Below are 12,024 nucleotides of genomic sequence, written 5' to 3'. Positions count from 1 at the left end.
TTTGTGAACATTATGGAACGCCTACAATTGTAAAGCATCCCAATCAATTGTTTTACAGATAAAATCTATAGATTTATCTGCTATAACTGAATCAAACAACATAGTTGGCACAAGTTCCAACTTGGAATGTATAACGCCCCTGTTCCCTCCCATATCAATCATTCTGCTTACTAATTCTTCGTACTCAGCAAATACTAAATATTCTCTATATTCAATAAAATATTGATATTTCTCTGTAGCGGCCTTCACTCTTTCATAGTATTGAATAAGAGATCTATCATTGTGCTCTGATTGAACTGATTGAATTTTTGGCGCGATATATCGACTAAATGGGCACAAAAAATCATATTTTAAAATTGCATAAGTTAAATGCTCTTTAACCCAATACAGTTTTTCACCTCGTTTAAAAGATTCTTTTCCTGAGTGACCAGATAAAAAATTCGGTTGCAAGAGAATACTAGAGTTATATTTTAACTTCGAATAACTGAATTCGGTAACATTATCTCCTAACCAAAATACATTTGCTTGATTTACAGGCATCTTATTAATGTTAGCAATAATAGAATCAACCTGAGTTTGACTTTCAACTAAGAAAGCAAAACGAATATGTTTAAATTCGCCAAGTTCGCAGTTGCCCAGTATACTTGGTTCATAATACTTTGGAATCACAACATCCTTAGCGTAGAATTGTTCACAAAAGTTCTCAAACATATGCTGAAAAGGTATCTCAGTAAAATAAAGAGTTTTATCTGTCCACGATTTGAGTAATTTCTTTTCTCTTTCACATAAAAAAGATGCTGATAAATCAAAATTGTCAAAGACAACTGGAATAGCAACTTTAACTTCATTTAAAAACTCACTCCAATATTGGATTATTTTTAAAATATAATTGGAAAATACTTTTTCATCAGTGATGCTATTACACTTACTGAGCAATGCGTTGCAATAATTAACTGTACCGTAAAGCAAGTAAAACAATAATGACTTACCATGTGAATACGATGCAAATAACATTTCTTTTTGCTGATTGATTAAATTTTCAACGTCAGAAAATGACAGGGTTGGTAAACTAACTTGTTCCATTATACCATCTAATTCAAACTCGAAATTTTTATCTCGGAATTTATTCTTAAACTGTTCCAAATAATTTTGCGCATTTTCGATAGACACAAATGCTTTATGTTTAAACGATTCTAATGCTTCGTTTTTTACTGATACAGAGTTAGTTAAAAGCACCATCTCTTTATCCAATGGCGTTGTAGCAAAAATTTTCGCGCCATCGGAACAGTTAAAGCAATCAATCTTGCTATTCGCAAGTGTCTGCTCCAATATAACTTTAGATACCTTAAATTCGTGTTTGGTGAAAACCGTGTTCCTAAAATTACCTGGTACAACCATAGAGGTATTATTCTTTTCTCTATAGTTATACATTTCTTCACCTGTATCTTTGTAATAGCCAGACTCTTTTGAGTGATGCTTTTTATCGTCAGCAAAACCAAGATCAACCCCAAACAAATATATTTGGTTAAAGCCAATTTTAGAGAATATATTTAATGAAAAGTTAGAGACGGTTGGAAAAGCAAATTGGAGTTCTTCATACACTCCCTTACCAATAACCTCTATGGCTGAAGCGGTTGAAGATTCCCCTTCTTTAAAAGATAAATATACATCTTTAAATAAATCACAGGTGTCAGGATGAATACCATTACAGCTAATCAAGCTGATATTTTTTAGGTATTCAAAATCACCAATTCGGCATATCCAGTCAAAGGTAGAACGGTTTTGTTCTATTTCCGCATGAAAATCTGGCACTATGCCATTTTTGTATAGCGGCATTAATGCGGTACCACACGAAACAACAATAGCCTGCTCGCGCCATTCTTTAATAACTTCAATAGATTCATCTAACGAAGGTCCGTTTCCAACTAAAAAGACTGGCACTTCTTTTTGTTGTACCGTTAATTGTTTGGCTGGATGTTTGATTAAAAAAGGATAGCCTCTAGATATGGTTTCAGTTGTATGAGCAATACCATATTTCGCGTGATCATAGTACTCACCCATAGATATTACTACTTGCAACTGCTCACGTAATTGTGCAACTGCCTGAACCAATGTTGAATTATAATAAGCTTGGTAAAAATAAGTACTGGCTAATATATAGGGGCCTATCGAATAAAATTGGTTGAGTAAGTCTTTAAATAAATTGGTGCCATCATCTCCGATATTTAAATAAATTCGAGCGCCGGATTCATCTATATTTTGCAGTATTTCAGCCCAATTGATTGCAAATAGAGATGCATAAAAATAATCACGGTTGGGCTCACATATAAAAAGTTTTTCAACCTTATGTTGTGCAAAAAGAGCCTCTATTTGATAGCCAGTGCCTATACCAAACATAATCAGTGATTTTATGGTTTCTGGCAGGGCGCCTTGTTCTTCTTCTAACGCCTCTAAAAGTTTTTCAGTTTTTTCAACAAATTGGTAATGCAAATAGTGTTTTAATTTGGTGCCTTTATATCCCAGAACCAAACCGTCTTTATTTGGAAAAGTCGCAAAATTATTAAAATTTAATGCGCCTTCTTCTCTCGGAAAGTCTCCATGAAAACAGGCAAGTTGCTGCTTCTCAATTAAATTAATTTGTTTATTTGAATTTTCGGCAATAGCCCAATATTTTGGCTTGTAAGATTTAAACTCTTTTGCAATTTGAGGAAAGTACTTTTCAAACGCCTTGATATTGGTTTGGTAAAGTGAGCTAGTCTCCTCACAAACTGATTTGAGCTGGGTTAAATCAATCGCTTGTGTCCAAATTGGCAGGTAGGTATTTTTATTTTCAACTTTCGATTGAATACCATTGGCTAAACAATGATGCCATCCTAATTGAAATGAAGTCACAATCGAATCAAAAATAGGATGATGATAGTGTTGATATAAAAAACCTTCAGTTGCGGGATACACAGCTAAAAACTCTTTTAAGTCTGAGATGATATCCCGCCCATCTTTACCTAATTGCAAATAGATGCTAGTGCCTTTTTCTTTTGCTAAGTCGAGTATTCCATCCCAATCAGTAGCTAATACCGAACATTGAAAGTATTGAATTTCTGGTTCATAGATGACTAAGTGCTTAATCTGTTTTTGATTAATTAGCAATTCAATATGCTTAGCCAAACCAATTCCAAGTACAACAACTAAGTCACAATTATCAGGTAAAGCATCCCGCGAAATTAATTCTTGATAATTTGTTTGCGATTCTAAACTTTGTCTAGGTTCATCTTGTTCGTCGGCTTTAGTTATAGGCTTGTCATTTTCTTGATGGGTAAAAGTAATTAACTGGGGGAATCTATTAAATAATTCAAACTGTTGGGTAACTTCGGATTCTGGCTCTAATCCATACAGAGTTCGACCATTTCCATAATCTACTATATTTTTTTGTTTGTACTTATTGCAGAACAAACTGATATTACTACTTCTAACGTTTTGTACATATTCAAGAACAGAGGGGATATGATAGCTAAATGCTTGGATGTTTTTAGCATGGGTACGAGCGATATCAGCAGCTAAAAAGGTTTCTATTTCTTGTTGTTTTTCTTCATCCTGCTCTACATGTAATCGAATATCTTTTAACATCTAATTTCCAAGTGTGTTGTTAATTTCAATCTCTGATGCTAGCTTTGAGCCACATATCTCATCCAACATGTTATGTAGGTTGGGTATTATTTTTAATAAAGACTGGAACTCATTTATACAAAAAGTCAGTCTTTGTTGACTTCTAATCAAATCGAATAAAAAGTTGACCTTTTCTGGACGCCCTTCTCTACACAACTGAATGCTAAAGTGCACCATAAAGTCGTAATCTTTTAAAATACCTTCACCATACTTTATACAGTAATGATTGTATAAAGATTCAATCAAAAATTGATCTCGATGCCTAAATTTATAACTTTTGTTTTCCTTGAATTTTTTTTGAAAAACATTCGCTAACTTTTTTAATCTGGTTTTGTCTAAAGATATAAATGCATGACTCGGAATAAGATAATTATCGCTAGAATAACCAAGCATGGCAGCCGCATTTACTGTACCTTGCATGTGTAATTTAACGCTTTCACTTTCGGGCAATGAATACCAACTTGCTCTAATAATTGGCTTATTCCCTTCAAAATAAAAATTGGGTGTAACATCACCACTTAACATCAAATCATCATTGCCTAAAATAAACTGCTCACTTAAAGAGTCAAGCGTATGCAATGCAGTAACTATAGCTCTTGAGTTAAAAGTTGGTAAATATTCCGGGAAGTCTTTAAAAAGCTCACTATGATCAACGATTTCAATTCTATCTAAAAATAGTTTATCTACATCCAAAAAACTTGGCACTTGCTGATCAGTAATCAAAATAATTTTTCTATACCATGGTGCATACTTTTTTATAGAACGCAGGCAATACTTTAATTCATCACTTTGTACAAATCTTAGATCACTGACCGACTCTTCAAAATCATCTTGGCTTTTGATGCTTAGCTCATCATGCGTTAACTTAGACAAATAAGATGCTCGTTTGGCTTGATGCTTTTTGTCATTACCATCAACCCAAATAATTACAAAGTCAATCTCTGATTGCGTCATATCTTTCATTTTTTATAAAGGAAAAAGTGACCGGTTCTCACCTCGTTCGGCAAATAATCAGGCACTATAGTATTCAGTAATTCAGGGTTATCCAATACAGCGCTATGCTGTTGATGTACATTAAAATATTTTTTCAGATGGTATAAATTATATGAGTAATTCCGCTGGTGATGGATTAAATGTCTTTCAAATATACTAGAACAGTAAAATTTAAAGTTGCGGTAATAGGCGACATAATTTTTAGATCTATAATTTTCTTTTCCTTGTAATAATGTACTTTCTCTAATGAGCAGTATTCCGTTTTCAGATAACAAACTGACTAATAACTTAAATAATTCCTCAACATTTGATTCATGGGTATACATGAAAATGTCGCCGATAAAGATAAAATCGTAACCATTTTCAACTAATTTGCTAGAGTTAGATATATCACAGCACTGGTATTCGACATTCCCAAGTGTATTTTCAGCTTTGTTGTCAGCAATTCGTTGCTCACTTAAATCAATACCAATACAACGCGAGAAGGTTTCAGCCAAAAATTTTGTATAACGACCATTGCCACACCCGACATCAAGGCATGTCTTATACCCATTGGCATACTGCCGAATAAAGCTATCAATAGTGACTTTTTCATATTTAAAGCGCGCATCTACAATAAATGGGTCGTTGGTGATATAACCACCATCTAGATATTTACCATAAGCTTGCGCCCAAAAGTTACTAATAATGTGTTTTTCTGCTTCGACCGTTTGGTATTTATTTGAATCGAATGCCAAATGAATTTTATCTTGCAAGTAGTTATATTCTTGCTCTAATTTTTGTTGTTGCAGCTCTATTTCAGATAGCCGAGCTAAAGCATCAATAATATCCTGATTATTTTTATCCATAATACTTCTCTGCAACGTAGGCTTTTATGCGCTCATAGTCTTCAATATAATCTACTTCAGCCCAGAAATTACCTTTAATATCCTTTACCATAACAGGTTTAATATCACTACTACGGTAAAATATATCTTCCCACCAATAACTGTGTTTTTGCTGTTGAATTAAACTATTTAAAACACTTTTGCAAAATTCAATATCCCTAGCAGCTATTTTGGCAATACCAACATATTCACCTGTTGTCTCATTAGCGGTTAGTTCTTTACCGTATTTAATCAGCACGTTTTCTTGCCAGTTAAATTTATAATCAGCGCCTTCAATCCGAGTACTATCTGCTAGAAACAACGGCGAATCTTCGGCTTGTAATAAAATGTCGATTACGGCTTCTTCAACAAACACATCCGCATTCATTATCATATAATCATCGTCAGCGTTTAAAAATTCTTGGGCAAACCATGTGGAAGCAATCGAATTTGTTACATCAAAAAAAGGGTTTTCAAAATGAGTATATTGATATCCTTCGAGCTGCTTTAATATGTGCTCCTGTTTATAACCAGTTACAATGGCAATGTCGTGAATCCCTTTCCTCTTCAACATTTCAAACGTGTACTTTATCAAACTAACATTGTTAACTGGTACACAACATTTTGGGATACCATTTAAATATCGGCTAATGCGTGTTCCTACGCCAGCGGCCATTAGCAGTGCTTTCATGATAACCTCTCTTGATAAAATTCATTTAGAGCTTCAATTAATACATCAAAATGTGCTTTATCAACATGTCCCAGATGAGCGACTCGAAATACTTTTTTGGATAAATCGCCCGCACTTGGAGTTAAAATTAGATTGAATTTTCTTTCAAAGTATTCAACTAAATAATCTGCATTTTGTGCCAACGGCGACAATGCTGTGACTGAGTTTGATAAGTCGTTCACGTAATTTTTTAACGGTAGGTGACAAATTTTTTCTCTAAAATAATTAACCAAATCAGCTCGTTGAGCAATTAAATTGCTTATCCCTATTTGAGTTAATTGAGTTAATTGATATTGCAGTTGTAGGATTATTGAAACGGGTGGGGTAAAAGGCGTTTGCCCCCTTTGCATATTTTTTAAACTTTCTTTGAAGTCAAAATATAATGAAGGAGACTGTTTTACATTACGAATAGCTTTTGGACTTAGTATAACTATGCCTAAGCCTGGAGGTAACGCAAGTCCTTTGTTTGAACTTATAATCAGCGCATCTATATTATGCAATTGCATGTCGATTGGATCAGATAAAAAGGCACTAATTGCGTCAACAATATGCAAAGCACCTTTATGTTTACAAAGCTTACCTGATTGCTCTATGTCTAATTTTCTGCCTGTAGTGGTTTCACAAGCATTAACAAATAGGGCATCAAACTCTAGTTGTTTAAAGTCATTGTAGTTAATAACTTCATTAACCGTGTATTTGGCGTCATGTACATCAAGGTTTTTCCGTTGACAAATATCCACAAAACGCTGACCAAAGCCCCCCGTATTTATAACTAAAGCTTTGTCTGATTTTTGAATAAAATTATCAACACATGCCTCCATAACCCCTGTACCTGAAGATGCAAAAAAAAGTACTTTACTTCCAGTTTCTGCATTCACAAGGTCTAACAACTTATGCTGGCAATCTAACATTAGGTTAGAAAACGCTTTATTTCTAAAATATGGCACTTGGGTTGCCCCTATGGCTAAAACTTCAGCAGACATGGGAACCGGACCAGGTGTGTACAATCGGGGTATGCTACTCATGTTTTGAATACGGTTGAGTTACTTAACATAGTTATGTTCCATTCTTTATTTGGTGTTTTCCAATCACCATAATGTTTTGTTAAATACGCATCAACGTTATCAGGGATCCTAATATTTTGCCCTCGAAACTCTTTTATTTGAGTGTTGAGCATATGATAAGCGGGCATGGTAATCGCCCTAGAAGACATCAAATAATTCATCTCATCACTCTTTTGGTATTTAATAAAAACATCTAAAGACGGAGCAACTGTTTTGTTGGTCTTAGGTTTTAATTTAAAAGATCTTAAATCGCCGATATTTATATTTTTAAAATTATGTTCTGCGTAATACGCATCTAGTTCTAATTCAACATCCCGTTTTTTATATATCTTGTCTATGGCTTGTTCAATTGCGAGTTCACACTTTTCAATATGAGTAGAACAAACAGCTATATCTAAGTCATCGTCCCAAGGGATTAAAGCATCGTCTCGAATGATGCCTAATAATGTTCCGGCATCAACATAATAATTGATTTGGTGTGCTTCTAGCTCTCGACATACATCTAGCAACAAATTTTCAGCTAACGCCTTTTTGGAGCTATTTAGGCCAAACTGAGCAACAGAATCAACTGAGTTGAACACTGAAATTTGATTTTCATTAATGGCGAGTTCGACAAGTAGTTGCTGCTTAATCTGCTCAAAATATTCGCTTGCTATAATAATTTTGGTCGGGTTTATATTTGATAATTCGTGTGGAGATTTGATTGGTAAACCATCTATATGTGAAGTATGTTTATTTTTATCATTATCTATAAATGCGCAAATATTTAATTTAGCTCTGAGGCTCTCATAGGCTAACCGGCCCATTTCACCTGCACCAAAAATTACGTTTTTATCACTTTGCAAGCTGTTCATATTTTAAAATACTCATAAGCCTTTTTATTGTTATCGCCCACTAAATACAAAGCTTTACTTTAAAGCAAACACATCAATCAAATCCAAACCATCCCAAACTGTATCAAATGCCAATGCTTGGCCGATTTGCACGAAGCGTTTACCCACTTGCAAAGCCTCCCCCAAGGTTTGGTCGTCAATAATCACCGATTGCAGTTTTTCACTGTTGGCAATTGCAGCTACATCTTCAATATCAGTTTGCAACACTAAACCATTGCCTGAGTGGGCAACTAACATTTCACTTGTCAAATTTTTGACTTTACATTGACCTAACGGCCCTATGCTTTTTATCTTAGCAAATGACTTGCCAGTATGGTTGGCTAATTCAATTCCATGTTCTACCGCAAGTTTTTGCAGCAGTATATGCTGCTCTACTTTGTTGCTCATGGTCAGTTGGTTGCGACTATTCGGCAACAAGTTTTCTATGTTTAACCAAAAGTCTTGTTGTTTTTCTTCTGGCACATTTAGCCAATAAATTGCTTTGGGTGACGAGCAAGCTTGTTGGTTAAATGGCAACACATCGGTCAAAAACTGCTGTGCGGTTTGTTTGATATCTTTGTTTAAACTCAGTAGCGCTATTGAATATCTATCTGGAAACTCTATTTGTTTGGTATTGGGCTCAATTTGGCTAATGGCTGCTATGCTTTGGTCACCGCCCCAAATTACCCTTAAATCACACCATCGGCTTAGTTGCGCGGTTACATTTTCGAGTTGCGCTGAATATTCGGCCACGGCTAGGTAATTAGCTAACAGTTTACCTGTTGGGCTTTGGCAATATATTTTTAAGAGCTCCACCAGCATGCTGGTAATATCACCACTACGCTCACTGATGCGCACTATATTTTGGTTGCCACATAAAACCGACAGTAAAGCCGAGTACAAAAAAACTGTATCGACATTAGCCGGTGCTATATGAAATACCTTACCGGCTGCTCTACCAACTAGGGGGCGCACCTTGTCGGATGCAACTTGCTCAGTTTGCAATTGTTTTAAATGCGCAGGCCTAAACCAATAAGCTAACGCGATAATTTCTGGAAACTGTTTTAGCTCAGCTTGCTTTAAAATAAAAGTCGAAAAGCCTGCAACTGCCTCAACTAACTCATTCTGCCAAGCTAGGTTGTTGTGAGGGTTGGCGAAGTTCTCAGTTTTCAGTGGCCATTTAACCGCTTCGATAAATTTAAGAGAATGTGTCACTACACCCCCTCACTTGCGAATTTGGCACTCGGCCGTGCAAAGTAAAATATTTGCCTAAACGACCACATGGGCAGTCATCTTCGCCATGAATAACAGCTAAGTCTTCGGTTAATATGCTGTGGCCTGGGTAACTAGTTGGTAGCGCTGAGTTCACTTGCAGCAGGCCTTGTTGGCCATTTTTTAATTGTGCCAAGCTGTTAATATCACGCACGACTACGTCTGACCATACAGGGCAATGTAAATGACCATGCTCGCATTGCATATAAATAGTGCCGGTTTGTTCAACCATACCATAGTAGTCATGCACACTGACATCACCCAGTTGAGCATTTATTTGTTGTTTAAAAGTTTTATCATCCACGGCTTGCTGCTGCATTTTTTTCCATCCTCCGCCGTGAATTAATATCGCCTGCTGCAAGTTAAACTTTAATCCTAAGCTTTGTAAAGCTTGAATAAATTGCTGCCAAACAATAAACGTAAAACCAAAAATAAATATTTGTTGGTTGTGATATTGCTCAATAAAGCTTTTAACCTCATCAATACGCAACTGCATGTTTTCATCAAGCGCGTAGCAATGGTTGCGACCAAAAAACGACATGCCTTGTAAACCAGCCGCACGTGCGCTCATGCCGTTTTTATTTTGCATGGTTTCTTTAGCATCAATAATCAGCATGGGTCTGCGCTGTTTGCCTAACCAATGTTGCAGCGTTTTCACCAAAATTTGGCTTTGTAATTTAGCTGAATCAGCGTCTAAATAAATTTGTGATTGACGGCCACTGGTGCCAGATGAGCGCATTAAACGAAACACCTCTTCATCTTTAATGCTTTTGAGGCCGTAGTCTTTAAATAACCTAGCTGCGACTGGTGGCACTTGATCTATGTGTTCGATATTACACATGGGTGAATTGACTTCGCCAATACAAGTTAGTAGCCGAGCATACTCAGGGCAATGTGTTGCATGATGATGAGTCAACCAATTTAACCTTTGTTGCAAAAACGCCTGCTTTTCCGCACTATTTAAGCCATACACTGGAAATTGGCTGAATACAGCAGCATTGTTATAGTCATCAATTTGCATATAACACCTGCTGTTTTAATTTAGTGTAATCAACTTTGTTGTTGGCTGTGAGCGGGGGTTGCTCTATGTACGCTGCCTGTAGGTAGCTTGCGTGTACCGATAACAACTCACTTGCATGTTGAATTAATTGTTGCTGAATTTGCTCTGAGTGATTTGCTGCTAATTTACCCGTCACCACTAACACTAACTTATCATCGTCACCTGATGCGAGTATTTGAGCGTGTTCGGCTAAGTTTCTAGCTAAATCTGATTGGCTTAACCAAGCTTCAACTTCATCTAAATTTATCCGCTTACCCACTATTTTGATAAAACGTTTGAGTCGACCAGTTATTTTGTAGTCGCCTTCAGCATCACACTCGGCTAAATCGCCTGTAGCTAACCATTCGGTTTTCTCTACCTGTTCGAGCATTTGTCTGTTGTGTGCTAAACCTAAACTCACATTGCCTCCACGATAGTACAACTCACCCGTTTGGGTTGTTTGAGTGCTGCTATCTTGGTTATCGGCGTGATCAGCTAGATCATTAACCAGTTTAAATTCACCACCCCGAATAGCTTGGCCAATATAGCCGACTTTTTCTGGTAGTTTATCCGGTTGCAGATAAGCCATACGTGCAGTCGCTTCGGTTTGCCCATACATAATAAAAAGCTGTTTGTGACATGAGCCATCATTTTGTTGCTGGATATATTCATGCAATTGCAAAATCAGGGCGTTATCTAACCGACCACCCGCTTGGGCGAATAATCTTACCGACTGCAGTGGCAAACGTTTTAAACCTAAACGTAATAACATTTGATAGAAAAACGGCACACCATATAAACAAGTAGGCTGATACTGCTTAAATAGCGCCCATAAGTTTTTATCCATAGGTGTTGAATTGCTCAGCACCAGCTGACTACCGCTTGCGATATGAGTATGAATAACCGACAAACCAAAACTGTAAAACATGGGCAAGGTCGTCACTACAGAATCATTCGCTGTTAGTTGTAAATATTGGCAGATAGATTGGCAATTCGCTTGCAGGTTATCCGCAGTTAATTTGACGTATTTGCAACTGCCAGTAGAGCCGCTGGTTGTCAGCAATAATTTGATATCTGGATGAATAGTTTGTGCTGGTAAAAACTTTAACGGCAATTGTTGGATTAGACGCTGTGCAGTGCTGTGTGCTTCGGCTAATGCCGTTAGCAACGAGTTAGTCAGGCTTGTATCTAACAATAGGTTTATCTGATAATTTTGGACAATTTGTTGCTGTTTAAGCTTATCTTGGCCACTTTCTAGCAACAACAGACAATGTTGGCTGCGTAAAAGCGCAAAATACACCACTAGGCAATTTAGGCTGTTGTCACTTTCTATCGCAATTAAACATTTGCCATGTTGCTCAAATAACAACTGAAATACTGTTTCGACTTGGCGAACGGTTTTATCAAACTCAGTATAATTCAACTGCACACCTGTTTCGCCATCAATAATCTGGCTAGTCGTGTTTTGTGCAATTTGTTGAATATATTGATAGCTGTAAAAATGCATGTTGTTTTCAGTATTTTA

At 36.4% G+C, this 12,024-nt stretch carries 9 protein-coding genes; all 9 read right to left on the bottom strand.

Annotation, left to right across the window (positions count from 1 at the left end; all coding sequences use genetic code 11):
• Positions 1–21 precede the first annotated feature (21 nt).
• Genes DS2_RS12385 through DS2_RS12345 form a run of 9 tightly spaced genes read right to left on the bottom strand, consistent with a single transcriptional unit; the run spans position 22 to position 12,006 of the window.
• Entirely contained in the window at positions 22–3,624 is a 3,603-nt protein-coding gene (locus DS2_RS12385) for a 6-hydroxymethylpterin diphosphokinase MptE-like protein (protein ID WP_051479845.1), read from the bottom strand.
• Positions 3,625–4,617 (bottom strand): stealth family protein, encoded by a 993-nt coding sequence (locus tag DS2_RS12380; protein WP_160168566.1) that lies wholly within the window; start codon positions 4,615–4,617, stop codon positions 3,625–3,627. It abuts the gene before it with no gap.
• Between the two features lie 5 nt (positions 4,618–4,622).
• Positions 4,623–5,504 (bottom strand): class I SAM-dependent methyltransferase, encoded by an 882-nt coding sequence (locus DS2_RS12375; RefSeq protein WP_035015125.1) that lies wholly within the window; start codon positions 5,502–5,504, stop codon positions 4,623–4,625.
• Positions 5,497–6,213 carry an NTP transferase domain-containing protein gene (locus DS2_RS12370; RefSeq protein ID WP_035015124.1) on the bottom strand — a complete coding sequence of 239 codons (717 nt, stop codon included), beginning with the start codon at positions 6,211–6,213 and terminating at the stop codon, positions 5,497–5,499. Before DS2_RS12370 ends, DS2_RS12375 begins: the two co-directional genes overlap by 8 nt.
• Positions 6,210–7,235, bottom strand: coding sequence for a pyridoxal-phosphate-dependent aminotransferase family protein (locus DS2_RS12365; RefSeq protein WP_051479844.1), 1,026 nt, complete (start codon positions 7,233–7,235; stop codon positions 6,210–6,212). Before DS2_RS12365 ends, DS2_RS12370 begins: the two co-directional genes overlap by 4 nt.
• A gap of 38 nt (positions 7,236–7,273) precedes the next feature.
• Entirely contained in the window at positions 7,274–8,170 is an 897-nt protein-coding gene (locus DS2_RS12360) for a LicD family protein (protein ID WP_035015122.1), read from the bottom strand.
• 54 nt (positions 8,171–8,224) lie between these two features.
• Positions 8,225–9,403, bottom strand: coding sequence for an acyl-CoA reductase (locus DS2_RS12355; RefSeq protein ID WP_035015121.1), 1,179 nt, complete (start codon positions 9,401–9,403; stop codon positions 8,225–8,227).
• Entirely contained in the window at positions 9,387–10,481 is a 1,095-nt protein-coding gene (locus DS2_RS12350; RefSeq protein WP_051479843.1) for an acyl-protein synthetase, read from the bottom strand. The genes DS2_RS12355 and DS2_RS12350 overlap by 17 nt, the downstream gene beginning before the upstream one ends.
• Complete coding sequence (locus tag DS2_RS12345) at positions 10,471–12,006, bottom strand: AMP-binding protein (RefSeq protein ID WP_051479842.1); 1,536 nt, start codon at positions 12,004–12,006, stop codon at positions 10,471–10,473. Before DS2_RS12345 ends, DS2_RS12350 begins: the two co-directional genes overlap by 11 nt.
• Positions 12,007–12,024 lie beyond the last annotated feature (18 nt).

Source organism: Catenovulum agarivorans DS-2 (assembly GCF_000568405.1).
Taxonomy (GTDB): Bacteria; Pseudomonadota; Gammaproteobacteria; order Enterobacterales; family Alteromonadaceae; genus Catenovulum; species Catenovulum agarivorans_A.
Note: the sequence above shows the minus strand (reverse complement) of the source record. Positions and strands in the feature narration are given on the sequence as shown.

Coding starts and splice junctions, on each gene's coding strand:
- DS2_RS12385 (WP_051479845.1), bottom strand. CDS start 3,624: ATGTTAAAAGATATTCGATTACATGTAGAGCAGGATGAAGAAAAACAA.
- DS2_RS12380 (WP_160168566.1), bottom strand. CDS start 4,617: ATGACGCAATCAGAGATTGACTTTGTAATTATTTGGGTTGATGGTAAT.
- DS2_RS12375 (WP_035015125.1), bottom strand. CDS start 5,504: ATGGATAAAAATAATCAGGATATTATTGATGCTTTAGCTCGGCTATCT.
- DS2_RS12370 (WP_035015124.1), bottom strand. CDS start 6,213: ATGAAAGCACTGCTAATGGCCGCTGGCGTAGGAACACGCATTAGCCGA.
- DS2_RS12365 (WP_051479844.1), bottom strand. CDS start 7,235: ATGTCTGCTGAAGTTTTAGCCATAGGGGCAACCCAAGTGCCATATTTT.
- DS2_RS12360 (WP_035015122.1), bottom strand. CDS start 8,170: ATGAACAGCTTGCAAAGTGATAAAAACGTAATTTTTGGTGCAGGTGAA.
- DS2_RS12350 (WP_051479843.1), bottom strand. CDS start 10,481: ATGCAAATTGATGACTATAACAATGCTGCTGTATTCAGCCAATTTCCA.
- DS2_RS12345 (WP_051479842.1), bottom strand. CDS start 12,006: ATGCATTTTTACAGCTATCAATATATTCAACAAATTGCACAAAACACG.